Genomic DNA, 25,270 nt, shown 5'->3' with positions numbered 1-25,270 from the left:
GGCTGAATTAATTGCATTAATAGCGCTTTAGGCCGCCATTTGTCGTTTGCGTAACGACTTTACAAGTTGTGCATTTCGGTCCATTTTGCGCCGCAACGACACCGAGGAGGAACCTGCACAATGGGCGAGACAGCCGAGCTCAACACCGACGGCATCCTGAAGGCGGCGGCCGACGACCGCGACCGGCAGGAGGGCTTCCTGCCTTCCCACGCCCAGCAGACGCATGCCTCGTTCCTGCTGCCGCTCTCCAATGGCGATCTCGCCTGCGTCTGGTTCGCGGGCACCGAGGAGGGCAAGCCCGACGTCTCGATCTATTTCTCGCGCCTGCCCAAGGGCGCCGATGCCTGGACGCCGGAGGTCAAGCTCTCGGACGATCCGACCCGCAGCGAGCAGAATCCGGTGCTGTTCGAAGCGCCCAACGGGGATCTCTTGCTGCTTTACACCTCCCAGGATTTCGGCAACCAGGACACCTCCATCGTGCGCCGCCGCATCTCCCATGATGGCGGAAAGAGCTGGGGGCCGATCGAAAGTCCGTTCCCCGAGGAAGGGCTCTTCATCCGCAATCCCGTGGTGGTGCTCGCCAATGGTGACTGGCTGCTGCCCGTCTTCCACTGCAACCCGGTGCCGGGCGAGAAATGGCACGGACACAACGACACGAGCGGGGTCAAGATTTCGACCGACCAGGGCCAGACCTGGACCGAATACGCCGTGCCGGGCAGCGTGGGCGCGGTCCACATGAACATCGTGGACCTCCAAAATGGCGAGCTCATCGCGCTCTATCGCTCGCGTTATGCCGACGCCATCTACATCAGCCGCTCGACCGACAACGGCCGCACCTGGACGGAGCCGGTGCCGACCGAGTTGCCCAACAACAATTCCTCCATCCAGGCGCGCCGGCTTTCGGATGGCGCCATCGCCCTGGTCTACAACGCCATCAGCGCCGCGGATTCGAGCGATCGCCGCGCCGGGCTCTATGACGGGATCGATGATGGCAAGCCGCCGGTGGGCGAGAAGGATCCGGCCAACGACACGCTGCGCCGGGCGGTCTGGGGCACGCCGCGTTCGCCCATGACCATCGCCATTTCGACCGATGGCGGGGCCAGCTGGCCGGTGCGCCGCAATATCGATGCGAGTTCGGGCGCGGCGCTGAGCAACGACACCTCCAAGGCCGAGCGTCGCAATTTCGAGCTCTCCTACCCCACCGTCGCCGAGCTCGAGGACGGCCGCATCGGGGTCGCCTACACCTATTTCCGCCGCGCCATCAAGTTCGTGCGCTTCCCGCGCTCCTGGGTGTCGGCGGCCTAAGGAACTCCCTGGGCGGCGCCCATCGGGCGCCGTCCGCTCCCTCCCCCGAGAGCGCCGCAAATGGCCCGCCGCATGCTCATCCGGGCGCCGCTCGCGCTTTTGCTGCTGGCCGCGTTCCTCGTGCAATTCACCGTGCCGCTCACGCGCGTGGCCAGCACCTACCAGGCCATCGCGCTGGGGCTCGATCCCAATCTGGCGGGGCTGCTGGCGGCGGCCTTCGCGGTGGTGCCGCTCTTCCTCGTTGTGTGGTTCGGGCGCCTGACCGACCGGCACGGGGTCAAGCCGACCATGCTCGTCGGCGCCGCTCTCATTGCCCTGGCCGTCCTGACGCTCACGATCGGCGCGGCCTCGCTTCCGGTGCTTTTCGGCGGCATCGCCCTGCTCGGCGTCGGCCAGACCCTGCATTATTCGGGTCTCCAGATGGTGGTGCCGCAGGTCTCCACCCGCCCGCACCGCGATGCGATCCTGGGCAACTACCTGCTCGCCACTTCGCTGGGCGATGCCTGCGCGCCGCTGGTCATTGGCCTGGTAGGGAGCGATCATCCCGAGCGCATCGGCCATCAGCTCTATCTCGTGGCCTGCTTCACCGGCATTGCGCTCGTCATCGTCGCCACGCTCCTGGCGCTGCGCCTGCGGCCGCAGGCCGCGCGCCTCGAGGCCCTGCCCTCGATAGGGGCCATCGTGCGCACGCCGGGGCTGGTGGCCATCCTCCTCGCGGGCAGCATCTGCGCCACCGCGCAGGACCTCATGATCACCTATCTCCCCGTGCTCGGGCTCGAGCGCGGCATTCCGGCCGCCACCATCGGGGTGATGCTGGCCGTCATCTCGCTCTCTTCGGTCGCCTCGCGGGCGTCCTACGGGGTCTTGTCGCGGTGGCTGGGGCGCGGGCGGCTGGCCAGCATTGCCGCGCTCGCGGCTGCCGGGGGACTGGCGCTTCTCGCCGTACCCCTGCCCAGCGCGGCCATGTTTCCGTTCCTGCCGCTGGTGGGGTTCGGTCTGGGCAGCGCCGGCACGGCGACGCTTGCCGGCCTGCTCTTCATCGCGCCGCGCGGGGCGCGGGGCACGGCCATGTCGATGCGGCAGATGGGCAACCGGCTCGGCCTCTTCTCCGTCCCTTTCGCCGTTGGCGCGGTGGCGCTGGCGACGGGGGGAGCGGGTACCTTCGCCATGCTGGCCGCGGTGGTGGCGAGCGCGAGCATGCTGGCGCGCCGCGCCAACAGGGCCAGTTCCCTAAAGTGAGAGATCGAGCATCCGGTCTTCGAAGAGCCGGTTGCGCGAGCCTTCCAGGTGCCGGCGCATGCGCTCGCGCGCCAGTTCGCTGTCGCCGTCGCGGATGGCCTGGTAGATCTGGTAGTGCTCGTCGAACACGCGTTGCAGTCCGGAGGACGGCCCCATCAGCGCCAGCCCGTGCAACTTCATGCCCACCCCGATATGGGTGCGCAGCGCCTGCATGGCCGAGCTGTAGTAATGGTTGTTGGAGGCCTCGGTGATCGCCAGGTGGAAGGCGAAGTCGGCATCCTCGCGGTGACGCTGCTGGCGGGTCGCGTCTCCTAACATCTCGACAACCTGGCCGATCTTGGTGATGGCGGCCTCGTTGCGGCGCCGGGCGGCAAAGAAAGCGGCGTCCGGTTCGATTGTCAGGCGGAACTCGTAGCACCGCTGGATATCGGCAATGGTCTCCACCGGCGGGAAGCCGAGCACGCGCTGTTCGGTCTTGATGCGCACGAAACTGCCGGCGCCCTGGCGCGAATAGATCAGATCTTCGCGCCGCAGGCGCTCCAATGCTTCGCGTACAATAGGACGGCTTACGTCGAACTGTTCGGCCAGTTCCTTTTCACTGGGAAGCTTTTCGTCGGGCGAGTAGTCGCCATTGGCGATCTTGGAAAACAGGAGCTGGTAGACACGATCGGCGAAGAGCGCCTTCTGTCGAACACCTTCCGTCGATTTGTCGTCCACCATTGCCATTGCGCGTTCTATGATGCCGCTTGCGAATCTAAACTTAAGTCTAAGTCCTGGGGCTGGCGAACCAGCAGCGAAATCGTATCAGGGGGGCCGAAACCCCCAGATTTCGTTAAGATGATAACTTGTCTATCCCCGATCAAGGTCGTCGCGAACGGGGTGCCGGGCGCCGCTTCGCCCCCCACCGCGACCGCCGATACCCCCAGGCGTGCAAATACCGCATAGGCGGTCTCTCCGCCACTGATGAGCATGGCCGCGGGCGGTTGGGCGGCGATGGCGGCGGCCAGCCCTCCGGCAAAGCGCGCAGCGACCACCGTGCCCGCTTCTGTCGTCGTGCCGGGTTCGGTGGTCACCAGGGTGAGGCCGGGGCCGAACGTCAGGGGCGGCACTGCCCCGTTGGGCGCGCGGACATGCTTCGGGCCGAGCGCGGCAAGCGTTCTTTCCACCTGCGCGCGCGTGATCGGGTCGCGCGAGCCGATGGCGATGAGGCAGGGCCGGGGCAGGGGCCGGGGCGCCGGTGGTGCCGCGCGCGCTGGCAGGCGCGCCGCGATGGCCTGGGCGAGGCCGCGCGCGCCCACGGCGAGACAGGAGGATCCCTCCCCCACGATGGCGCGACCGATGGCGTCGAGCGCGCGCTGGTCGGGTATTTCGGGCACTTCGGCAACCAGCGGCAGGAGGCGTGGCGCCACCGGGATGGGCTCGAGTACGCCCGCCCCGACGAGCTTGCCCGCATAGACCAGCCGGCCAAGATCGGGGATGGCGGGGGCTGCGATCACCCTGCCGCGGCCGCTCGCCTGCGCCATGGCCTGCGTTTCGATGCCCACATGGCCCTTGAGGCGCGAATCGATCTTCTTGAAGAGGATGGCCGGCGCGAGCGGGAGGAGCGCGGCCATGGCTGCCTCCATCCGGCGGCGCGCCTCGGGCTCGGGCACCTCGCGGCTGGCGGTATTGATGCAGAGCACCTCGGCATCGGCGGGGAGCGGCCCGGCCAGTCCCTCGGGCGAAACGATGACCGTCGTGCGTAGCCCCCTCTGGGCAAAGGGCGCCGTGGCGTCGAGGGCCCCGGTCAGGTCGTCGGCCACCATGCCGACCAGCAGGCTCATGGGGTAGGCGCCAGTGGCTCCGGGCCGCCCGGAGCGCGGTGACAGGCAACCCAATGGGCCGGCAGCGCCTCGCGCCAGTCGGGCACTTCGCGGCTGCAACGCTCGACCGCTGCCGGGCAGCGCGTATGGAAGCGGCAGCCGGTGGGCGGGTTGGCGGGGCTGGGCACGTCGCCCTTGAGCACCTGGCGCTGCCGCTCGCGCTCGCGCACCGGGTCGGGTTCGGGCACGGCCGAGAGCAGGGCGCGGGTATAGGGATGGAGCGGGTTGGCGAAGAGTTCGTCCTTGGGCGCCAGTTCGGCCTGGCGGCCCAGATACATCACCACCACGCGATCCGAGATGTGGCGGACCACGGCCAGGTCGTGGGCGATGAAGAGATAGGTCAGCCCGTAGCGTTCCTGCAGGTCCTGGAAAAGGTTGATGATCTGGGCCTGTACCGAGACGTCGAGCGCCGAGATGGCCTCGTCGCAGACCAGGAACTCGGGGCGGCAGGCGAGGGCGCGCGCGATGACGACGCGCTGACGCTGACCGCCGGAAAGCTGGTGGGGATAGCTGCCCGCGAAGCGCTGCGGCAGACCGACATCGGCAAGCAGGCGCGCCACGTGTTCCTTGATGTCGGACTTGTCGGCCACCTTGTGGAAGAGCAGTGGTTCGGCCAGCGCCTCGCCCACGGTCATGCGCGGGTTGAGGGTCGAATAGGGGTCCTGGAACACCACCTGGAGCTTCTGGCGGAAGGGGCGCAGGTCCTTCTCGCCCAGCCGGGCGATGTCGGTGCCGTCATAGATCACCTTGCCGGCCGTGGGGGTATGCAGGTGCAGGATGGCGAAGCCTGCCGTGGACTTGCCGCACCCCGATTCACCCACCACGCTCAGCGTTTCCCCGCGAATGATGTCGACCGAGAAGTCGTCGAGCGCGTGGATGGTCTGGGCGGTCTGGCCGAAGGCCCCCAGCTTGATGTGATAGTGCTTGGCCAGGCCCTCCACGTGCAGCAGCACGTCGGCCTCGCCCGGCCGGGCGGCCGTCTTGCGCGGGGTTTCGATATCGAGCGTGGTCATGCGGCGGCCTCCGTGCGGCCCTCGACGGTCACCCAGCAGGCGGCGCGGTGGCCGGCGGCGTCGCCGGGGACGGCTTCCAGTTCGGGCATGTCGCGCTCGCAGCGCGCGATCTTCATGGCGCAGCGCGGCGCGAAGGGGCAGCCGGCGGGGCGGTTGCGCGGGTCGGGCGGGGTGCCGGCGATCGAGGGCAGGCGCCGGCTTTCCTCGCCCTCGAGGCGCGGCAGCGAGGCGAGAAGCCCGCGGGTGTAGGGATGGGTCGGGTTGGCGTAGAGCGCATCGACCGGCGCTTCCTCGACCACCTTGCCCGAATAGAGCACCATCACGCGGTCGACGAGCCCGGAGACCAGGGCGAGGTCATGCGTGATCCAGATGATGGACATGCCCAGCCGGGCGCGAAGGTCCTTCACCAGGTCCACGATCTGGGCTTGGATGGTGACGTCGAGGGCGGTGGTGGGTTCGTCCGCGATGACGAGCGGGGGCTCGCAGGCAAGGCCGATGGCGATCATCACGCGCTGGCGCATGCCGCCCGAGAGTTCGTGCGGATAGTTGGTGAGGCGGGTTTCCCCACCCGGGATGCCGACCAGGCGCAGCAGTTCGCCGGCGCGCTTCCAGGCATCGGCCTTGGAAAGCCCGAGGTGCTCCATGAGCGGCTCGGCGATCTGGTCGCCCACCCGCATCACCGGGTTGAGCGAGGTCATCGGATCCTGGAAGACCACGCTGATGCGGCCGCCGCGCACCTTGCGCATCGCCGAATCCCTGAGCTTGAAGAGGTCCTTGCCCTCGAATGCGGCCGAACCCTTGGAGACCTTGCCGCCCGGCGGCAGCAGGCCGAGCAGGCTCATGGCGGTGATGGACTTGCCGCAGCCCGATTCCCCGACCACGCCCAGCGCCTCGCCGCGCTCAACGCGGAACGAGATGCCGTCCACGATCGTGGCGACGCCGCCGCGGGCGGGAACGGTGACCGTCAGGTCGCGGACGTCGAGCAGGGGGCCGCCAGCCTGGGCGGCAATCGCCTCCGAGTTCATGCAGGTGTCCTCCCCTGGCCGCATTCGTCCGCACAGGGCGTGCGGCAGTTTCCGGGGACCATAGGCTAAATTGTCCACATGTCAATCAACTTGCGGTGCCGTTACGCATAATCTGGCGCGAAGCAATTCGGAAAAATAAACGAAATCATATATTTAAATCCAAATTGGTTGTCTCCTGCGACATGATTGCAGGTCGTGGAACTTGTAATTTTTGTTGACAACTTCGTCAGGCTCCCCCAAGCATCCCGCCATTCGAGGAGGGCACGTTCATGGCAGCCAACGGCGCAAGCAGACCTGTCGCCATCACCATGGGGGATCCGGCGGGCGTGGGACCGGAGGTCATCATGGCGGCCCTGTCGGCCCTTCCAGCCGAGGAACGGCGCGACATCGTCGTGGTCGGCTCGCGCGCCGTGCTCGAACGGGCGGGGAAGGTCGTCGGCAGCGCCCTTACGGTGGGCCTGCGCGGCCAGCCGGGCAATCACGGGGTCATCGTCGAGGAAGTCGAGGTCCCCGGGCTCAAGGCCGAGTTCGGCCGGCTCGACCCGAGCTGCGGGGAGGCGGCGTTCCGCTATATCGAGCGGGCCGTGCGCCTGACCGAAGCGGGCGAGACGGCCGGCATCGTCACCGCGCCCATCAACAAGGAAGCGCTCAACAAGGCCGGGCACAAGTATGACGGGCATACCGGCATGCTGGCGGCGCTCACCGGGTCGAAGGCCTCCTTCATGCTGCTGGCCTCGCCGCGCCTCAAGGCCATCCATGTTTCCACCCACGTGTCGCTGCGCGACGCCATCGGACGCGCCACCACCGAGCGGGTGCTGGCCACCATCCAGGCCGGGCACGAGCATCTGATGCGCGTCGGCTACGAACGGCCGCGGATCGCGGTGGCGGGCCTCAATCCCCATTGCGGCGAAAACGGCCTCTTCGGCACCGAGGATGTCGAGTTCATCGCCCCGGCCGTCGAGCAGGCCCGCGCCCTCGGTATCGATGCCCACGGGCCCATCTCGGCCGACACCGTCTATTTCCGCGCCTATAACGGGGCGTTCGACCTGGTGGTGGCGCAGTACCACGACCAGGGGCACATCCCCATGAAGCTGGTGGCGTTCGATACCACCGTCAACGTCTCGCTCGGCCTGCCGATCGACCGCACGTCGGTCGATCACGGCACCGCCTTCGACATTGCCGGTACCGGCAAGGCCGACCACGGAAACATGCTCGAGGCCATTGCCTATGGCCGCAGGCTCGCCGCCTCGCGCGGCTGAAACCGATCTTTTGGAGGAGAACTGAGATGGCGCGGACCATTACCGGCGTCTATTGCGCCGCGGCGACGCCGGTGGACGAGAACCTGGCGCCGGACCTGGGCAAGCTTGCCGCCCATGCGAAGCGCCTCATCGAAGACGGTTGTCATGGCGTGGCCATGCTCGGCTCGACCGGGGAGGCCAATTCCTTCTCGCTGGCCGAGCGCAAGGCCATGCTCGAGGCGGTCGTCGCCTCGGGCGTGCCCGCCGGCCAGCTGCTGCCCGGCACCGGGGTCTGCGCGCTTCCCGAAACCATCGAACTCACCCGGCACGCGCTTTCGCTGGGCGTGCGCACCGTGGTGATGCTGCCGCCCTTCTACTACAAGGGCGTAGCTCCCAAGGGCCTCGTCGACGCCTATTCGCGGATCGTGGAAGGCGTGGCCGACGACCGGCTGCAGGTCATCCTCTATCACATCCCTCCGATCGCCCAGATTCCCATCCCGCACGAGGTCATTGCCACCCTCATCGAGAAATTCCCCGGCACGTTCGTTGGGGTCAAGGATTCGAGCGGGGATATCGAGCACATGAAGGCGCTGGTGCGCGCCTTCCCCGATCTTTCGATCCTGTCGGGGGCTGATCCCTTCATGCTGCCGCTCCTGCGCGAAGGTGGGGCGGGGTGCATCACGGCGACCTCGAACCTCGTCGGGGCGCAGTTGCGCACCGTCTTTGACAATTTCGACAAGCCCGAAGCCGCCGAGCTCGTCGAGGCGGCCCAGGCGCGCATCGTCGCCCTGCGCACGCTCTCGAACAGCTACGTGCAGATCCCCACCATCAAGGCCATGGTCGCTCATCGCACGGGCGATGAAGGCTGGTGCCGCGTGCGCCCGCCATTCGTCGCGCTCGACGCCGCGCAGCGCCAGGCGGTCTTCGCGCAGCTGGAGGCGCTGGGCTAGCGCATGTGCTGGTCGAGGAAGCGCAGCCGGATGGTGCGGCCGGCCTGGTTGCCGAGCGAATTGAAGGCGATCTGGTTGTAGATGTGGTTGGCGAAGGGGATGCGGACCAGTTCGAGGTTCACCCCGGCGGCCAGCGCCTTGTCGGCAAAGCCATAGACCCCGTCCGACACCACCAGGCTGTCGTTTTCCGGCTCGATGATGAGCGTGGGCGGGGCGCGCTGGGCGATGAAGTTCGCCGAGGCGATGGCCGCGATGCGGTCCGGATAGTCCTGCGGCGTTCCCCCGACATAGCCCTCCATCAGCATGGAGGGCTCGAACCCGGGTATCGGAAAGCCCCGCTCGTAGGTGGCGACCGGATCGACGGCGGGGTATTGCACGGCGATGGCCCTGGGCACCGGCACCTCGCCGCCGCAACCCGATACCGCCCGGCCATCGGCGGCGGCAAACCCGATATTGATCGCCAGGTTGCCGCCGGCGGAATCTCCGAGCAGCGCGATGCGGCTGGGGTCACCCCCCAGGCGGGCGGCGTTGGCGCCGGCCCAGACCAGCCCGCAGGTCGCATCGGGCGGGGCCTTGTCCCAGGTCGGCTCGTTCGGGCCGAAGACCCGGTAGTCGACGCTGACGACGAGCCAGCCCCGGTCGGCGAACCAGCGCAGGTCGGCTGCGGTCTCGGTATTGGTCCCGGCCATGAAGCCGCCGCCATGGACGTAGACGAGCACCGGGGCAGGCGCCGAGCCTTCCTTCGGCCTGTAGATAGCGGCCTTGAGGTCCTTGCCCTCGACGCTTGTCACCGTCTCGAGGAGATCGGGCGGCGGCTCGGTCATGGGGCCGAGGGCGAGCGCGGCGATCGGGTTGATCGTGCCGCCCGCGGCCAGCACCGCCACGACGATGCGCACGAGGATGAACCCGGCCAGCAGCACGGCGATGCCCGCCGCTCCGAGCGCCAGCCCGCCGGTTCGCCGGGCGCCGCGGCGACGGGCGATGGTGGCGAGGAGAAGCGCGAACAGCGCCACGATGAGCAGGTGCGGGCCGTAAGTGGTCCACAGCATGGCCCCGATCATGGCGAAGGCGCTGCCGGTGGGGTCGAGGAAGGCCCCAAGCGCCAGCGCCACCACCGGCAGGGCGAGAACGATCGAGATCAGGCCTACGGCGATGCCGAGCATTGCTCACCCCCGCCCCGTTTCGCCTCAGTCTAGGGTCGGGCACCGGCGCTGACCAGGGGCCGGTTCACACGGCCTCCGCGGCGGTGAAGACGGCGAGTTGGGCGGCGAAGGCGCGCTGGTAGGCAGGCCGGGCCTCGCCACGCGCCACATAGGCCGCCAGGTTGGGAAACTCCTCGAGCACGCCCGAGGGACGCAGCCTGAGCAGGACCGAGACCATCATCAGGTCGCCGGCGCTGAAGGCTCCGTCAAGCCAGTCTGCCTCGCCCAGGTGCGCCGAGAGCTCGCGCAGCCGGTCGCGGATGCGGTCGAGGACCAGCGGCATGCGCTCGGCAGCCCAGGGTTTCTGGCCTTCGGCGAACTTGGCCGTCTGCAGCTCGAGGATCGGCGGCTCGATGGTGCTGAGCGCGGCGAACATCCAGGTGACGGCGCGGGCGCGCGCCTGCGGGTCCTCGGGCAGCAGCCCCTCGTGGGTCTGGGCGATATGGAAGACGATGGCGCCGGTCTCGAAGAGGGCGAGGCCCTTGCCGTCCTCATAGGTGGGGATCTGCCCGAAGGGATGGATGGCGCGGTGGGCGGGCTCCTTGAGCGCGCCGAACGAAACCAGCCGCACCTCATAGGGTTGCCCCACTTCCTCGAGGGCCCAGCGCACGCGCGTATCGCGCGACAACCCGCGGCCGCGGTCCGGTGATCTTTCGAAGGCGGTAATGGTCGGTTTCATCCTTGCCTGCTCCATCCATGCTTGGCTGCGACCGTCCATTCCGGCAGCCGCTCGCTGACACGACGAGCGGCCCCGGTACGATTCGACACCGCCTTGCGAGAAAACTGCGCGATTTCGTCTGCCGCGTCACGCCTTGCGGAGCGGAGGCCAGGTCGAGGACCGATGAGGGGGGGCGAAGAAGTGGTGATCCCGACGCGATTCGAACGCGTGACCCCAGGATTAGGAATCCTGTGCTCTATCCTGCTGAGCTACGGGACCACTCTGCGGGGAATAGCAAATGGGCGCTGCGCTGGGAAGCCGGGCGGCCACATAATCGTGGATCGGCAAAGCCCGTCATGGTTCCGGCCCGGCTGGCGCGCGCAAAGATGTGGTCGAGCCGGGGCGGAGATGTATAAATCAACGTCCGGATTGGTAAGTGTTCTCAAGGTTCTCCCTATGCAGATCAATGCCGCCTCCATCGTCGCCGCGTTCTTTGAGGCCGCGGTCCTGCCCGAGATGTGGCCCGATGCGCTCCAGGTCGCGGCCGACAGTTTCGATTGTCGCGGGGCGCTGCTGACGACCAACAACCTTTCCCCCAAACGCATCACGGCGTCCCATCACATGGCCGAGGTTCTGGGGCGGTTCCACGAGCAGGGCTGGAACGAGAGGGACCTGAGGACCGAACGCGCCATCGCCTCGCCGGCCGCGGGCAGGGGAGTGATGCGCGATCAGGACATCCTCTCGGGCGAGGATATCGAGGGAAGCGACTACTATCGCGGCTTTGCCCGGCCGGCGGGGGTCGGGTATTTCGCCTGCGCCCTGCTGGCGGGCGAATCCGCCGATTTCGTCGCGCTTTCCCTCCAGCGCGACCAGAGGCGCGGTTTCGTGTCGGATGCCGACAAGAGCCGGCTCGAGGCCCTGCTCCCGGCATTGCAGCGCTCGGTCTGGCTTGCGCGCACCGTTCGCGAACGAACCATCGAGGCCCTTTTCGACTTTCGTGGCGAAGCCGGTGCCGTGATGTTCCTGCTGGAAGCCGACGGGCGGGTGATGCGCGGGGAGGAGGCGGCTCCGGTCCTGCCGGGGCTCGGGCTGCGCGTCGTTCACGGCAGGCTCAAGGGCAGCGACGCCGGCACCGAGCTGGCATTGGCGAAGGCGCTTGGTTCTGCCGGGCGCGGCATGGCGAGCGAGATGGTCACCACCGGGGCCGCCGGGCGGCCGCTCGCCATGGTGAGCCTTTCGCCGGTCGCCGGCAGCGCCCATGACGTCCTCGGACGCGGCGACATCGTCGTGCGCGTCGCCGCCATCGAGCAGGGTGCGCGCGACAGCGAGCTGGCAACCCGGCTCGCCCGGCTTTACGGCCTCACCCCGGCCGAGCAGCGCGTGCTGCTGCCGCTCATCTGCGGCGCCGAAACCGATGAGATCGCCAGGGTCAGCGGCTACACGCGCGAGAGCGTCAGGACCTGGATCAAGAGCATTCTCCTCAAATCGGGCCACTCCAGCCGCGCGGCGCTGGTGGCCTTTGCGCGGCGCTTCGAAAGCCTCTGACACACCCCATCCCCATATGGGGATTGTTGGTCCGGCCCCTTCCGGCCAGCCTGCCGCTTCGATCAACCGGATAGTGACGGGCAGGCGATGGGGAAGGTCTTACTTGCGGCGGCGCTGGCCACGCTGCTCACGTGCGCGGCGGCGCCAACCGCCCTTGCCGGGCCGATGCAGACGATGAAGGCCGATGCCGACGGGTTGGTCGTCTTCACCATGCCGTCCGGCAATATCGGCTGCACCTACGTTCCGGAGGGCGGGACCTCCGTCTACGAGCCGGCCGATGGCGGGCCTGAGCTGATCTGCGAGCGGGTCGAGCCGGTCTATGTCGCCGTCCGTATCGGTCGGGACGGGCGACCGCAGCGCACCGACAATCCCGACGAGCAGGGCTGCTGTTCGCTCGACCAGAAGTTCGCCTATGGGCGCCGCTGGAGCGAGGGGCCCTTTGCCTGCAAGTCGGAAAAGAGCGGTCTCACCTGCACCTCCGCCCGCGGGCACGGCTTCTCGATGAGCCGGGCCGCCATCAGGACCTGGTGACGATGGCGATGTTCTCACAAAGCGATAAGGGCTCCGGGAGGAGTAGACCGAAGATGGGAAATGCAAATCCGTTTGCCGCAGCGGCGATCCTTTCGCTGCTGATTTGGGCGCAGGGGCCGATGGCCACGCCCGCCGTGGCGCAAACGCCCGCGCCCGAGGATCTGTTCGCCTTCTCGGCGGGCGCCCGGTTCGTCGCAAAGCCGGACGATGCCGACTATGCCGACATGGCCTACTCGCCCTATGCGCTCATCGACGAGACGGCCTTCACCGACACCCGCGCCGAGGGCGGCAAGGCCGCCGTCTATGTGCTCGAACTGCCCGAGCAGACCGAAATCGACAGCCTCGCCTTCGACACCGGCGGCATGTCCAACCCGGAAAAGTCGGTGAAAGCGGTGAGCGTCGAGATCTCGGACACATCTATGAACGAGGGGTTCGAGACGATCCTCGATACCGAGTTGCAGATGGATCGCGACGATCAGCGCTTCGCCTTGCCCGAGAAGGCGGTCGGACGGTGGATCAGGCTCACGTTCGACAGCAATTACGGCGCCGAGAACTACGGCATGTCCGGGTTCCACGGTTATGGCCGGCACCTGACCGATACCGCCAATATCGACAATGTCAGCGGCACCTATGACGGGGCGAGCGGCTGGGGCACGGTCCACCTCAAGCAGGAGGGAACCCGGGTGGTCGGGTGCTTCGACTACCGGTCGGGGCTGATCGGCGCGGGCGTCGAGGGCCGCATGCTCAAGGGCGAGATGATCGAGCACGAGGACGACGGCGCGGTGGCCCTGCATTCGCTGGCCCTCTTCGCGTTCGCGCCGGGCAACCAATCCCTGTTCGTGCTGAGCCGGGCCGACGATTCCAACCCCGAATACGGCTATGACAGCTTCTGGAGCGCCGAGAAGGTCTCAGACGATATCGGGGACTGCCCGGCAATTCCGGGCTGGCGCGGGAAGGCGGCGAGTTCGCAGTTGGGGAACGAGCTGGAGTCCACCGGGCGCTCCCGTCTCGACGGGGTCAATTTCGACTTCAACTCGGACGTCATCGAGCCGGCTTCCTATCCGTTGCTCGATCAGGTTGCCGAATTGCTGCGGGACCACGAGGACTGGAAGATCGCGCTCGAAGGGCACACCGACAACATCGGCTCGGATGAGTTCAACAAGGATCTCTCGGCCCGCCGGGCGGCCGCGGTCGAGGCTTACCTCGTCTCCCAGGGCGTCACCGCCGGGCGGCTGTCTTCGCAGGGCTTCGGTTTCGACAGGCCCGTTGCCTCCAACGACACCCAGGGTGGACGCGCCCTCAACCGCCGCGTGGAGATCGTCAAGTCATGATCCGCAACACAATCCTGCTGGCCGCCCTCATCGTGGCCGGCGCGCTGCCCGCAACCGAACTCGCCGCCCAGCAAGTGCTTTCGGCCACCTCCGAGACGGGCGACATGATGACGATCCATATCGCCGGACCGCAGCGTCAGGCCGGCTGGTGGGAATTCACGGATCTGGCAGAGAACGGGGACGAACTCGCCAAGACCCAGCTTTGCGTCGGGGCGCGGTCGGAAGCCGTCTATTCCGCCTTCGACCAGATTTCCGGGGAGACCTGCACCAGCAAGCGCTTCGAGGAGACGCCCGAAGGCTACGCCTATACCACCGTCTGCGGTGTGCCCGGCATGCCCGAAGTCACCACCACCGGCGTGCTCACCGGCGACATCGCCACCGCCTATACCATGGACGAAACCAAGGACATCAGCGCCGGTGGCGACCGCATCAGGCGCACGGCAAGGCTGGTCGCCCCGCAGTGCCCGGACGGCTTTGCCGATGGCGACGAAGCGCGGATGGGCGGACTGCTCAAGTCTTCCGTTCTGCTCGGGCGGTAGTGCCTGGCGCCAGGTTTGCCTCAGGAGCCGATGGGCGTCACGGGGCCTGCCAGCCAGCGTGACACGATCTGGGGCGGGTCGCCCACCGCGTCGCAATGGCCGTGGCGCTCGAAGGTGCGGCGTTCGAGGGCGATCTCGAGTGCCAGCGTGCCGATGGTGGCGCGGTAGCGCATGTCGGCGTCGCCCGCTCCCGCCAGCGTCAGTTCTACCGGGCCGTCCTCGTGCCCTGCCGCCACCGCGAAGCGGCGGGCGGCGAGGTCGGCGGCCTGCTCGGCCTCGTTAAGCCCGATCCGCCCCATCGAGAGCGGCAGGTAGGTCTGTCCGCGCTCGAGCGCGGCCAGGAATTGCGGCACTTCCTCGGGGCGCAGGCGTCCATAGCGTTCGGCGCGCGGCTGCACGCAGATCGAGGTGGCGAAGCGGCATCCGCCCAGGTGGTTGCACTGGACGATGTTGAACTTTTGGGGGTCGGCCTGGGCCACCAGGGCCTTGTAGGTGGCGTAGCCATAGCGGGCGCAGCAGGCGTCGGTGCGGCTGTCGGTGCACACCAGGATCGTGATGCGCTCGTCGGTTCGCCCGCCGATCTCCCCGCCATCGGCCCAGCGCCGCATGGCGGCGGCCAGGGTTTGCTCGTCCACGCCGTCGAGTACCTGGTTTTCCGGAAAGGCCATGAGCTGGGGCAGCGCCGCGCGGCCCTCGACCTTGTCCATGAAGAGCGCATAGGCGCTTTTGGAATAGGCGTAGGCCTGGGCCGCCTCGAGCAGCGGGGAGAGCCCGGTGGCGCTGCGCTTGGGGCGCCAATGGCCGCGCGGCACCGCCAGCAGCAGCACGCGGCGCAGGTCGAGCGCGGTGCCTTCGATGGGCTCGCCGCGGGCCAGCGTCAGGTCGGTGCAGAAGACGTGGGCCGCCATGGCGCGGCCCCTCTAGGCTTCCACCGCGAAGCGCGGGGAGGTGTTGCGCATGGGAATGCACATGGGGCGGTTGTGGACCGGATCCTCGATCACCCGGCAGCGGATGCCGAAGACGTCTCCGATCAGTTCCTCTTCCATCATCTCCTCGGGCGCGCCGGCGCGCACGATCTTGCCGTTCTTGAGGAACACCAGCCGGTCGGCATAGCGGGCGGCCAGGTTGAGGTCGTGCAGCACCAGCACCACGGTGCGGCCGCGTTCGCGGTTGAGGCGGCTGACGAGGTCGAGGCAGTCGATCTGGTGGGCCATGTCGAGGTGATTGACCGGCTCGTCCAGGCAAATGACGTCGGTCTCCTGGGCCAGCACCATGGCGATCCAGACGCGCTGGAGCTGGCCGCCCGAGAGCGAACCCAGGCGCCGGTCGCGCAGTTGCGCCACGCCGGTGCCGAACATGGCCGCCTCCACGGCGTCCGCGTCCTCGGTGCTCCAGGGCTGCATCATGGTCTGGTGGGGGTAGCGGCCCAGGCGCACCAGTTCTTCCACGCGCATGTCCTCGGGGGCCGAGGGGCTTTGCGCCAGGAGGCCGATTTCCCTGGCCAGTTCCTTTTCCTTGAGGCGCGCGATGTCGGTCTCGCCCAGCAGCACCCGGCCCGTTTGGGCGGCGTGCAGGCGCCGGACGGCGCGCAGCAGCGTGGACTTGCCGCAGCCATTGGGGCCCGCCAGCACGGTGATCCTGCCCTGGGGCACGCCCAGCGACACGCCATCGACGGCCCGGTGCGGCCCATAGGCGACGGTCAGGTTCTCGACCGCGACGCGATCAGCCATTGGTCCGCTCCTTGCGCATGAGGAGGTAGAGGAAATAGGGCGTGCCGATGACGGCGGTCACCGTCCCGGCCGGCACTTCGGTGGGCGCGAAGAGCACGCGCACGATGAAGTCGGCGCCCACCAGCATGATGGCCCCGAGGAGGAAACTGACGATAAGCCCGGGAATGACCGGGCGTCCCACGATGAGGCGCGCCATGTGCGGGGCCATGAGGCCGATGAAGCCGACGCCGCCCACGAAGGAGACGGCCAGCGCCGTCAGGAGCGCGGCGAGGCCGAAGATGACGATGCGGAAGACCGGCAGGTTGAGCCCGATGCTGCGCGCCGAGACTTCGTCGAGGTCGGTCGGGGGCAGTTTTCGCGCCATGACGAGGGTCACCAGCAATACCGGGACGAGGCCCATGGCAGTGATCTGGATTTCGCCCCAGTTGACCTCGTTGACGGCGCCGGCGATCCAGCGCGCTGCCTGGGTGGTGCGATAGATGGGCCCGACCAGCATCAGGATCATGACGCCGGCCTTGGCGACGGCGGCGACGGCGATGCCGAAGAGCAGGAGGCGGATGGCCGAGCTCGACTGGCGCCCCGACAGCAGGAAGACCGCCGAGATGGCCGCGAGCGCTCCGAGCATGGCGGCCACCGGCTGCCAGGCGATGGAGGTGACGAGCGAATTGCTTTCGTCCGAGAGGACCGCGAGGAAAATCACCACGCCCAGCGCCGCGCCGTCGATGACGCCCAGAACGCCCGGCGAGGCGAGGCTGTTGCGCGTCACCTTCTGGAGCAGGTAGCCGGCCACGGCCATGGCGCCGCCGGCGAGGATGGCGATGACCACGCGCGGCATGCGCAATTGCAGCACGATCAGGCGCTCGGTCTTTTCGCCGCCGCCCGCGATGACCTGGACAATACGGTCGAAGCCGAGCCAGGAACTGCCGAAGGCAACGCCGGCCAGGGCCATGAGAACGGCCAGGGCCAGGAAGAGGCCGACGAAGAAATAGGCGCGCCGGTTGGCGGCCAGCAGCGACTGGCTCATGCGGCGCGCCTCCGCAGCAGCACCACCAGCACGATACCGCCCACCACGGCGGTCACCGCGCCCACGGGCGCTTCGAGCGGGTAGATGACGAAGCGCGCCACCACGTCGGCGATGGTGAGGTAGATGGCGCCGAAGAGTCCGGCGGCGAGGAATTGATGGGTGTGCTTGAGCCCGACCATGGCGCGCGCAGCATGGGGAACGACGAGGCCGACGAAGCCGACCGGGCCGGCCATGGCCACCGAGGCCCCGGTGAGCAGCGCGATGGCGGCGAAGGCGCCGGCGCGCACCAGTGCCACCGGCACGCCCAGCCCGCGCGCCGTCTGGTCGTCGGTCTGCAGGATATCGAGCGAGGGCGCGAGGAGGAAGGCGATGGCGATGCCGATCAGCACGATCGGCCCGCCCGTCTCGACCAGCGTCAGCGGCCGGTCGACCACTGCGCCGGCCAGCCAGAACAGCAGTTGGTCGAGCATGGTTTCGCGCACCGTCAGCACTACTTCGACCAGGGCGGAGAACAGTCCGGCGATGGTGACGCCGATGAGGACGATGCGGATGGGCGACAGGCCGCCCGAGCCGGCGGCGATGGCGAAGACGAGGAGGCTCGTGAGCAGCGCGCCCGTGGCCGCGGCGGCCGAAAGGCCGAGCATCGAGGAGACGCCGAACCCGGCGCTCGCCACCACCACGGCGAACGAGGCTCCGGCATTGAGGCCGAGCGTATCGGGCGAGGCGATGCGGTTGCGCGAGAGCGTCTGGACCATCAGGCCCGCCACGCCCAGCGCCGCCCCCACCAGCGGGGCGATGACCACGCGCGGCACGCGGTACTGCATGAGCACGATCTGGGCCTGGCCGGTCTCGCCGCGCAGCAGGCCCCAGATGTCGGCGGGCGAATAGAGCTTGTAGCCGAGCGTGAGGCTCGCATAGGCCGCCACGAGCAGCACCACGCCCAGTCCCGCATAAAGCAAGGGATAGGGAAGGCGTGCCGGGGCCGCTCTTGGCGATGAGGCGATGGCGGTCAGTGGAGAGCTCTTTGTTGATATTGACAGTCAGGTAAACATCTGACTTTTTGCCACAATCATTTTCTGATCCATGTTGTCAAGTTTGGAGTGCGGATGTTCGGCAAAGGCTTTGCGCGTGTCGCCCTGGCGTTGATGGTCCTGGCCGCGGGCGGGCAGGTGGGCGTGGCGCGCGAGATCGCCCATGCCATGGGCGTCACCGAGGTGCCCGATGCGCCCCAGCGCGTGGTGATCCTCACCAATGAGGGCACCGAGGCGCTGCTGCACATGGGCGTGGTGCCGGTCGGCGCCGCCCAGTCCTGGGACGGCAACCCCTGGTACAAGCATCTCGAGGCGCAGCTTGCCGATACCGTCTCGCTCGGCACCGAGTCGGCGGTCGATCTGGAGCGCATCGCCGCGCTCCAGCCCGATCTCATCCTGGGCACAAAGGTGCGCCAGGAAAAGATCTACGACCAGCTCTCGGCCATCGCGCCGACCGTCTTCACCGAAACCATCGGCGGGGAATGGCAGGAGAACTACCAGTTCTATGCCGATGCGCTCGGGCTCTCCGAAAAGGGCAGGACGGATCTTGCCGCCTTCGCCGAAAAGACCGACAGGCTGCGCGCGGCGCTGGGGGACAGGGTCGAAGACCAGATCTCGCTCGTGCGCTTCTCGCCGGGCCGCACCCGCATCTATTACCGCGATACCTTCGCCGGGGTGATCCTCGACCAGATCGGGTTCAAGCGCCCGCCCGCCCAGGACAGGATGGATTTCGCCGAGCAGGTCACCAAGGAACGCATTCCCGAGATGGCGGGCGACCGCATCTTCTATTTCTCGGCCGATGACGACAATGACGAGGCCAGGGTCAATCTGGCCGAATGGACGCAGGACCCGGTCTGGCAGAGCCTGGATGCCGTCAAGGCCGGCAATGCCTATCGCGTCTCCGAGCTGTTCTGGAATTCAGGCGGCGGCATCTATTGCGCCGAGATCATGCTCGATCAGCTCGCCGCCAATTACGGGGTCACCTACTGACCTTCCTTCCCACCCTTCGAAAGTGGAAATAGACCCATGCTTCGCAGAACCTTCCTTGCCGCGACCGCCGCGTTGAGCGTCCAGCTTGCGACCCTTGGCGGCGCCTTCGCCGTCGAGATCACCCACGCCATGGGTGTCACCGACGTTCCCGACCATCCCCAGCGCATCGTCGTGCTCACCAATGAGGGCACCGAGGCGCTGCTGGCGGTGGGCATCACGCCGGTCGGTGCGGTCCGCTCGTGGCTGGGCGATCCCTGGTACAAGCACATCGCCGACAAGATGGCCGACGTGACCGTGGTCGGGGAGGAATCGGCGGTCAATCTGGAGGCCGTCGCCGCGCTCGAGCCCGATCTCATCATCGGCAACAAGACGCGCCAGGAAAAGATCTATTCCCAGCTCTCGGCCATCGCGCCGACCGTGATGGCCGAGCGCCTGCGCGGGGACTGGAAGATCAACATGGAGCTCTACACCCAGGCCGCCGGCAAGGGCGCCGAGGGCAAGGCGGCGCTCGAGGCCTTCGCGGCCCGCGAAAAGGCGCTTGGCGAGGCGCTGGGCGACAAGAAGAACGAAGAGGTCTCGCTCGTCCGCTTCATGTCGGGCCTTACCCGCATCTATTACAACGACACCTTTGCCGGCCTCATCCTCGGGGAGATCGGCTTCAAGCGTCCTGCCGCCCAGGACAAGGCTGCCTTCGCCGACGACGTGACCAAGGAGCGCATTCCCGAGATGGAAGGGGATCGCCTCTTCTACTTCGTCTACGAGACCGGTGACGGCGCCGCCGACAAGCAGGCTTCCGAATGGCTCTCAGAGCCGCTCTGGCAGAACCTTGAGGTGGTCAAGGCCGGCAAGGCCTATCCGGTGGACGATGCGGTCTGGAACACGGCCGGCGGATACCTGGCGGCCAATCTGCTGCTCGATGACATCGCGCGCGCCTACGACGTCAAGCTCGCCGACTGAGCGGGCCGCACCTGCCGAGATCGCATGAGGAGGGCGGGGCGCCCGGTGGCGCGCCCGCCTATGCGGCGCTGCCCGCCGGCTGGCGTTGCCAGCGGGCGTCGCGCCCGACCCCGCGCAGCAGGTAGAGCCCATAGAGGAAATTGGGCAGCACGAAGAGCACGGGCAGCGTCATCTGCAGCGGCGTCAGGTTCACCGCGCCGCCGCTCATCGGCACGTTGCTGGCCAGGCTCAGCGTGGTGAAGTCCCAGATGGCATGAAAGATCATGGCCGGGATGATCGAGCCCATGCGGATGACCAGGGCCATGAACAGCATCCCGCTCATCGCCGCCGCCACGGCCTGCGCCGCCGCCATCATCAGGTCTCCGGTCACGAAGACGTTGAGCGTGTGGACGGCCCCGAAAAGCGCGACGCTGATCCAGATCGCCGGCCAGATCGAGACCCGCGTCAGCAGCGCCCGGAACAGCACGCCACGGAACATCAGTTCCTCGGAAAATCCCACGAAGAGCGTGTTGACCGCCAGGAAGGCCAGCATATGGCCGGGCGGCCAGCCCAGGAGCGTCACCCCGAAGAGGAACAGCACCAGGTAGATGGCGGGCAGCCAGAGCAGGAGCAGCGAGCGCAGCGGGCGCGGCGGACCGAACCCGATATCGCGCCAGCGGCAGACCAGGGTCAGCGCCAGCAGGAAAAGGCCTGCCAGCAGGATGTTCCAGGCGATCGCGTCATTGACGGTCTGGGCGAGTTCGGTCGCCTCGCGCGGCTCCCAGAAGCCCCAGCCGATGGTGATCAGCACCCAGATGAGGAAGGCGAGAATCGCGATCGGCAGGCGATAGCGGTCGAGCAGCATTGGTGGGTCCCCCGTTTGCGCCGAGAGTGTCCAAATATCGGCGTCCTAGCAAGGCGTCCCGCTCATGGCTTGCGGCGGCTCGCCTCGTGCCAGTCGGGATAGAAGGCCACCACGTGCTCGCGCCGGGTTACCCGGTTCTCCTCGCCATGGGGGGCCACCTCCCAGTGCCAGGTCCGGGCCGGCCTGGGCATGGGGTGCCCGTGCATCAGGTCGAACCGCTCGTGCTCGCGCCCGGCGCGATCGACCGTCCGGAAGGAGATGTCGGTCACCACCGTCACCGGGCAGGGGAGGCGCGTGAGGTCGGCCAGGTGGGCTTCGATCACCCGGCGCTCCTGTCCGAAGGGGGCATCGACGCCGAGCTGGGAGGCGAGATTGACCGAGATCACCCAGTCGAGATCGGGGATGGCCGCGAGGAACCCCAGCGGGTCGGCCGTGGTGGCGGTCGACAGGTCGCGCCAGTCGTGGCGCACATTGGAGAGGCGGCGGGTGCGTCGGCGCGCCGGGGAGAGATGGGCGCGGTCGACCAGGATGACGCGCGCGAAGCGGGCGGCAAGCGCCTCGACAGGCACGTCGAAGAGCGGGCCAGAACCCAGCACCGCGACGGTCCGATGGGTGGGGAGCGTCTCCATCAGGCCGGTGATCGAGCGGCTGGTTTCCCCGGCATGGGGACCCCAGGCCTGCGCCTGGCGGCGGCCGCGCGACCACAGGCCCACCGCCTCGTTGATATGGGGGCGGAAGGGTTCGGGCGTGGCGAAATAGCTGGTCGCGTAGGCGATGGTCTCGGCGAGCATGGGAGGTCCGTCGGGGTCGGGGCGGGAGTCTAGTGGATTGGCGGGCCTGCGCAAATCCCCCAACCGCCGCCGGGCGATGCCGGAGCCTTGATCACTTTTGGCGCGATCCCGGATGATTTTTGCCTTAATTGCGTGCAAAGTCCTGCCCTTCTCTCGATTGGGGCCCGATTTGCTCAAAGCCAGTCTTCTCAGCATCGCCGCGCTGGCAGCCATGACGCTGCCTGCGACTGCCGAAGGCTGTCCGGGCTTGCGCGACGGGCCGCGCGGCCGCGTCACCGAAGTCACCGATGGCGATACCGTACACCTCGATAATGGCCTGATCGTGCGCCTGGTGGGCACGCAGGCCCCCAAGCTGGCCCTGGGCCGGCCGGGCTTTGAAGATTGGCCCATGGGCGAGGAGGCGCGCGGCAGGCTCATCGACATGGCGCTCGATAAGCCGGTGCTGCTGCGCTATGGCGGGGCGCAGACCGACCGGTACGGGCGCATCCTGGCGCAGATGTTCGTCCTCGATGGCGCGCGCGAACTCTGGGTGCAGGAGGCGATGGTGGCCTCCGGCTTTGCCCGCGTCTATTCCTATGCCGACAATCGTGCCTGCCTTGCATCACTGCTGGCCGCCGAGGGGCGCGCCCGCGCCGGAAGGCTTGGCATCTGGCGCGATCCCTATTACAGCGTGCTTGAGGCGGCGCGGCCTGACGCACTGGTCCGGCGTCAGGGCCAATATGCGCTCGTTGAGGGCCGTGTCCTCTTGGCCGACAAGGCGCGGGGGCGGGTCTATCTCAACTTCGGCCGCAACTGGACAGAGGATTTCACTGCCGTTATCGGCGAGCGGGCTTTGCCGCTTTTCGCCGAAAGCGGTCCTGACCCCCTGGCGCTGGGGGGCGCACTGATCCGGGTCAGGGGATGGATCGACGACAGGGACGGGCCGCGGATCGACGTGACGCATCCCGAGCAGATTGAGGTTTTGGCCACACAATGACTGGTTTGCGGCGAGTTCTGTTTGGTCTGCGGGGCGGCGTCCTGCTACCGGCGGTCGCGGTTCTGGCGGCCTGTTCCTCCATCTTCCCTGAATCGCGCATCAGCGTCACCGAGACGGGCAAGAACAACGCGCCCGCCGTGGCCGTTCCCGCCGGCACCGACCCGTCCGACGCGGTCATCGGGCTGCGCGAGCATCCGCGCATCATCGCCTCTTATGGCGGCATCTATTCGGATCGTCCGGCCGAGATCATGCTGGCGCGCATCGTCGGGCGGCTGATGACGGCGGCCAACCAGCCCAATTCCAAGTTCACCATCACCATCCTCGATTCCTCGGAGGTCAACGCCTTCGCGCTGCCGGGCGGCTATGTCTACGTCACGCGCGGCATCCTGGCGCTGGCCAGCGACTCGAGCGAGCTGGCGGCTGTGCTCGCCCACGAGATGGCCCACGTCATCCTGCGCCATGCCCGCGCCCGCACCAATCGCGCCCGCACCACCGAGGTCGTCGACAAGGTCATCACCGGGGTCTTCGGCGGCAATGCCCAGACCGACCAGGCCGTGCAGCGCGCCAAGGTGTCGATGGCCGCGTTCAGCCAGCAGCAGGAGCTCGAGGCCGACCGCGAGGGCATCATGATCGCCGGCAAGGCGGGCTACGATCCCTATGCGGCGTCCCGGTTCCTGGGCGTGATGAGCCGCTTCGCCAAGTTCTCGGCGGGCAATACCAGCCAGGGCGACGATTTTCTCTCCTCCCACCCCTCCACGCCCGACCGCATCCAGAAGGCGATCGATACGGCGCGCGGTTCCTTCGGCGCGCCGGGGGCGGGCGAGACGGACCGGGACGCCTATATGGCCGGCATCGACGGGCTGACCTTCGGGCCGAGCCCCACCCAGGGCTCGATCGTGGGGCGCAAGTTCGTGCACCCGGGCAACAAGTTCACCTTCACCGTTCCGGCCGGCTACACGCTGCAGAATTCGCAGAATGCCGTGGTCGGGGTGGCCGGGGACGGGGAGGCCGTGCGCTTCGACAGCGCCGAGGTCTCCCCCAGCGTCTCGCTGGTCGACTACCTCAAGTCCGGCTGGATCGCGGGTCTCGACGCCGCCAGCGTCAAGGCCGAGAGCTACAACGGCATTGAGATGGCCTCGGGCGTGGCCCGCACCGATCAGTGGAGTTTCCGTGTTTCGGTGATGCGGTTCGACGGCATGGTCTACCGCTTCATCTTCGCGGCCAAGTCGGACAGCCAGCGCTTCGCCCAGGGCGCCGAGGAAACCCTCAAGAGCTTCCGCCGCGCCGCCGGCAACGACCTGTCGGGGATCCGCCGCGTCGCCCTCAAGGCGGTAACGGCGCGGCCGGGCGACACCGCCGCCAGCCTCGCCCAGCAGATGAGCGGCCTCACCCGCGGCTCCGACCTCTTCTACGTCCTCAACAACCTCCTCCCCGGCGACCCGCTGGTGGCCGGCCAGAAGTACAAGATCGTCACGCTGCAGTAGCCCGGCCAGGTCCGGCGCCAGGCCCCCGTCCCCCAACCCCCGAAGTTCCGCCCAAACCGGCGCGGCAACTCACCACCCGCGCAAAAAAAAGAGGCCGGCATTGCTGCCGGCCCCTTCAATCCGTTTCTGCCAGAACCGCTTATGCGGCCTCTTCCTCGGCCGGGTCGGCCTTGGAGCGGCGCGGGCTCTTGGCGAGGTTCTTTTCGATCAGCTGCACGGCCTCGGTGAGGGTGAGCTTGTTGACGGCGGCGATCTCGCGGCTCATGCGGTCCATGGCCTGCTCGAAGAGCTGACGCTCCGAGTAGGACTGTTCCGGCTGGTCGTCGGACCGGTAGAGGTCGCGCACGACTTCGGAGATGGCGATCAGGTCGCCCGAATTGATCTTGGCCTCGTATTCCTGGGCGCGGCGCGACCACATGGTGCGCTTGACGCGGGCACGGCCGGTGACGGTGTCGAGTGCCTTTTTCACGACATCTTCTTCGGCGAGCTTGCGCATGCCGACTGATTTGATCTTGGCGGTGGGGACGCGCAGCGTAAGCTTGTCCTGCTCGAACGAAATGACGAAGAGTTCAAGGGTCAGCCCCGCAACCTCCTGCTCATCGATCGAGGTGATCAGGCCGACGCCGTGGGCCGGGTAGACGATATACTCGCCCGTCTTGAAACCGAGCCGCTGGACGGGCTTCTTGGCAACCATGGGTGTACTCCTAGTTGACGCCGCGACGGACAATCCCTGCGCGATCAGGGTCGTCCGTTCCCTACTTATGAACCAACCGAACTCCCGTTGTTACGGGAGCAGTGCAGTCTGAAAGCACATCCCTCCGGGTCCGCGAGACCGGCCGGATATGCGACGCTTCTATGATCCTTGCAAAAAAACAGTGCCTGGCGGCACCGGGTCATGTGACGGGCTTGACTGCATATGGGAACACCATAGCACAAATTTTCAGCAGAATCAAAAGTGACGAATCAAAGCCTCAACCCAGGCGCTAAAGCCCGGATTCAAAGCCT

Annotated in this window: 25 protein-coding genes and 1 tRNA gene; 12 read left to right on the top strand and 14 right to left on the bottom strand. The window is 67.6% G+C overall.

Annotated elements, in window-relative coordinates:
* Nucleotides 1-120: 120 nt before the first annotated feature.
* Nucleotides 121-1,305, top strand: coding sequence for a sialidase family protein (locus tag FNA67_RS19270; RefSeq protein ID WP_147657670.1), 1,185 nt, complete (start codon nt 121-123; stop codon nt 1,303-1,305).
* Between the two features lie 60 nt (nt 1,306-1,365).
* The gene (locus FNA67_RS19265) at nt 1,366-2,544 is read left to right on the top strand and encodes an MFS transporter (RefSeq protein WP_147657668.1); all 1,179 of its coding nucleotides are present in this window, start codon (nt 1,366-1,368) and stop codon (nt 2,542-2,544) included.
* Here the strand turns inward: FNA67_RS19265 and FNA67_RS19260 are convergent.
* Genes FNA67_RS19260 through FNA67_RS19245 form a run of 4 tightly spaced genes read right to left on the bottom strand, consistent with a single transcriptional unit; the run spans nt 2,536 to nt 6,444 of the window.
* Nucleotides 2,536-3,270: a FadR/GntR family transcriptional regulator gene (locus FNA67_RS19260; RefSeq protein ID WP_049706706.1), complete on the bottom strand. Its 735-nt coding sequence runs from the start codon at nt 3,268-3,270 to the stop codon at nt 2,536-2,538. The two genes, FNA67_RS19265 and FNA67_RS19260, sit on opposite strands and share 9 nt — an antisense overlap.
* A gap of 8 nt (nt 3,271-3,278) precedes the next feature.
* Nucleotides 3,279-4,367, bottom strand: coding sequence for a four-carbon acid sugar kinase family protein (locus tag FNA67_RS19255; protein WP_147657666.1), 1,089 nt, complete (start codon nt 4,365-4,367; stop codon nt 3,279-3,281).
* Nucleotides 4,364-5,419 carry an ABC transporter ATP-binding protein gene (locus tag FNA67_RS19250; RefSeq protein WP_147657664.1) on the bottom strand — a complete coding sequence of 352 codons (1,056 nt, stop codon included), beginning with the start codon at nt 5,417-5,419 and terminating at the stop codon, nt 4,364-4,366. Before FNA67_RS19250 ends, FNA67_RS19255 begins: the two co-directional genes overlap by 4 nt.
* Entirely contained in the window at nt 5,416-6,444 is a 1,029-nt protein-coding gene (locus FNA67_RS19245; protein ID WP_049706704.1) for an ABC transporter ATP-binding protein, read from the bottom strand. The genes FNA67_RS19250 and FNA67_RS19245 overlap by 4 nt, the downstream gene beginning before the upstream one ends.
* Nucleotides 6,445-6,713: 269 nt before the next feature.
* Between FNA67_RS19245 and pdxA the strand changes: the two genes are divergently transcribed.
* Together pdxA and FNA67_RS19235 are read left to right on the top strand one after the other, a co-directional pair.
* The gene (pdxA, locus tag FNA67_RS19240) at nt 6,714-7,703 is read left to right on the top strand and encodes a 4-hydroxythreonine-4-phosphate dehydrogenase PdxA (protein ID WP_147657662.1); all 990 of its coding nucleotides are present in this window, start codon (nt 6,714-6,716) and stop codon (nt 7,701-7,703) included.
* A 26-nt stretch (nt 7,704-7,729) separates the two neighbouring features.
* Nucleotides 7,730-8,632, top strand: a complete 903-nt coding sequence (locus FNA67_RS19235; RefSeq protein WP_147657660.1) for a dihydrodipicolinate synthase family protein — start codon at nt 7,730-7,732, stop codon at nt 8,630-8,632.
* On the opposite strand, the gene FNA67_RS19230 is transcribed toward FNA67_RS19235, so the two are convergent.
* From FNA67_RS19230 to FNA67_RS19220, 3 genes are all read right to left on the bottom strand, one after another.
* The gene (locus FNA67_RS19230; RefSeq protein WP_147657658.1) at nt 8,629-9,795 is read right to left on the bottom strand and encodes an alpha/beta hydrolase; all 1,167 of its coding nucleotides are present in this window, start codon (nt 9,793-9,795) and stop codon (nt 8,629-8,631) included. The genes FNA67_RS19235 and FNA67_RS19230 overlap by 4 nt on opposite strands.
* A 64-nt stretch (nt 9,796-9,859) precedes the next feature.
* Nucleotides 9,860-10,513 (bottom strand): glutathione S-transferase family protein, encoded by a 654-nt coding sequence (locus FNA67_RS19225; protein ID WP_049706700.1) that lies wholly within the window; start codon nt 10,511-10,513, stop codon nt 9,860-9,862.
* Nucleotides 10,514-10,694: 181 nt separating this feature from the next.
* Nucleotides 10,695-10,771: transfer RNA gene (locus FNA67_RS19220), tRNA-Arg, on the bottom strand.
* A gap of 177 nt (nt 10,772-10,948) precedes the next feature.
* On the opposite strand from FNA67_RS19220, the gene FNA67_RS19215 reads away from it, so the two are divergent.
* From FNA67_RS19215 to FNA67_RS19200, 4 genes are all read left to right on the top strand, one after another.
* Nucleotides 10,949-12,037, top strand: a complete 1,089-nt coding sequence (locus tag FNA67_RS19215; RefSeq protein ID WP_147657656.1) for a helix-turn-helix transcriptional regulator — start codon at nt 10,949-10,951, stop codon at nt 12,035-12,037.
* 87 nt (nt 12,038-12,124) lie between these two features.
* Nucleotides 12,125-12,568 carry a hypothetical protein gene (locus FNA67_RS19210; protein WP_049706698.1) on the top strand — a complete coding sequence of 148 codons (444 nt, stop codon included), beginning with the start codon at nt 12,125-12,127 and terminating at the stop codon, nt 12,566-12,568.
* 53 nt (nt 12,569-12,621) lie between these two features.
* A complete protein-coding gene (locus FNA67_RS19205; protein ID WP_170267368.1) occupies nt 12,622-13,899 on the top strand; it encodes an OmpA family protein in 1,278 nt (425 codons plus the stop codon).
* Nucleotides 13,896-14,438, top strand: coding sequence for a DUF3617 domain-containing protein (locus tag FNA67_RS19200; protein WP_147657653.1), 543 nt, complete (start codon nt 13,896-13,898; stop codon nt 14,436-14,438). The genes FNA67_RS19205 and FNA67_RS19200 overlap by 4 nt, the downstream gene beginning before the upstream one ends.
* 20 nt (nt 14,439-14,458) lie before the next feature.
* On the opposite strand, the gene FNA67_RS19195 is transcribed toward FNA67_RS19200, so the two are convergent.
* Genes FNA67_RS19195 through FNA67_RS19180 form a run of 4 tightly spaced genes read right to left on the bottom strand, consistent with a single transcriptional unit; the run spans nt 14,459 to nt 18,130 of the window.
* Nucleotides 14,459-15,346 (bottom strand): sucrase ferredoxin, encoded by an 888-nt coding sequence (locus FNA67_RS19195; protein WP_147657651.1) that lies wholly within the window; start codon nt 15,344-15,346, stop codon nt 14,459-14,461.
* Nucleotides 15,347-15,358: 12 nt separating this feature from the next.
* Nucleotides 15,359-16,168 carry an ABC transporter ATP-binding protein gene (locus FNA67_RS19190; protein WP_147657649.1) on the bottom strand — a complete coding sequence of 270 codons (810 nt, stop codon included), beginning with the start codon at nt 16,166-16,168 and terminating at the stop codon, nt 15,359-15,361.
* Complete coding sequence (locus tag FNA67_RS19185; RefSeq protein ID WP_049706694.1) at nt 16,161-17,192, bottom strand: FecCD family ABC transporter permease; 1,032 nt, start codon at nt 17,190-17,192, stop codon at nt 16,161-16,163. The genes FNA67_RS19190 and FNA67_RS19185 overlap by 8 nt, the downstream gene beginning before the upstream one ends.
* The gene (locus FNA67_RS19180; RefSeq protein ID WP_049708164.1) at nt 17,189-18,130 is read right to left on the bottom strand and encodes a FecCD family ABC transporter permease; all 942 of its coding nucleotides are present in this window, start codon (nt 18,128-18,130) and stop codon (nt 17,189-17,191) included. Before FNA67_RS19180 ends, FNA67_RS19185 begins: the two co-directional genes overlap by 4 nt.
* A gap of 168 nt (nt 18,131-18,298) precedes the next feature.
* Between FNA67_RS19180 and FNA67_RS19175 the strand changes: the two genes are divergently transcribed.
* Nucleotides 18,299-19,213 carry an ABC transporter substrate-binding protein gene (locus FNA67_RS19175; protein WP_244616399.1) on the top strand — a complete coding sequence of 305 codons (915 nt, stop codon included), beginning with the start codon at nt 18,299-18,301 and terminating at the stop codon, nt 19,211-19,213.
* A gap of 36 nt (nt 19,214-19,249) precedes the next feature.
* Nucleotides 19,250-20,170, top strand: a complete 921-nt coding sequence (locus tag FNA67_RS19170; protein WP_049706693.1) for an ABC transporter substrate-binding protein — start codon at nt 19,250-19,252, stop codon at nt 20,168-20,170.
* 58 nt (nt 20,171-20,228) lie between these two features.
* On the opposite strand, the gene FNA67_RS19165 is transcribed toward FNA67_RS19170, so the two are convergent.
* Both FNA67_RS19165 and FNA67_RS19160 read right to left on the bottom strand, forming a co-directional pair.
* Nucleotides 20,229-21,014 carry a CPBP family intramembrane glutamic endopeptidase gene (locus FNA67_RS19165; protein ID WP_147657647.1) on the bottom strand — a complete coding sequence of 262 codons (786 nt, stop codon included), beginning with the start codon at nt 21,012-21,014 and terminating at the stop codon, nt 20,229-20,231.
* Between the two features lie 62 nt (nt 21,015-21,076).
* Nucleotides 21,077-21,805, bottom strand: coding sequence for a hypothetical protein (locus FNA67_RS19160; protein WP_147657645.1), 729 nt, complete (start codon nt 21,803-21,805; stop codon nt 21,077-21,079).
* A 169-nt stretch (nt 21,806-21,974) separates the two neighbouring features.
* Here FNA67_RS19160 and FNA67_RS19155 point away from each other — a divergent pair, with 169 nt between their 5' ends.
* Both FNA67_RS19155 and FNA67_RS19150 read left to right on the top strand, forming a co-directional pair.
* Nucleotides 21,975-22,781 carry a thermonuclease family protein gene (locus FNA67_RS19155; RefSeq protein WP_244616398.1) on the top strand — a complete coding sequence of 269 codons (807 nt, stop codon included), beginning with the start codon at nt 21,975-21,977 and terminating at the stop codon, nt 22,779-22,781.
* Entirely contained in the window at nt 22,778-24,265 is a 1,488-nt protein-coding gene (locus FNA67_RS19150) for a M48 family metalloprotease (RefSeq protein ID WP_049706690.1), read from the top strand. Before FNA67_RS19155 ends, FNA67_RS19150 begins: the two co-directional genes overlap by 4 nt.
* A 139-nt stretch (nt 24,266-24,404) precedes the next feature.
* Here the strand turns inward: FNA67_RS19150 and FNA67_RS19145 are convergent, their stop codons facing one another.
* A complete protein-coding gene (locus FNA67_RS19145) occupies nt 24,405-24,959 on the bottom strand; it encodes a CarD family transcriptional regulator (protein WP_049706689.1) in 555 nt (184 codons plus the stop codon).
* Nucleotides 24,960-25,270: the final 311 nt, after the last annotated feature.

Source organism: Youhaiella tibetensis (assembly GCF_008000755.1).
Taxonomy (GTDB): Bacteria; Pseudomonadota; Alphaproteobacteria; order Rhizobiales; family Devosiaceae; genus Paradevosia; species Paradevosia tibetensis.
This window is presented reverse-complemented; position numbering and strand designations above follow the sequence as displayed.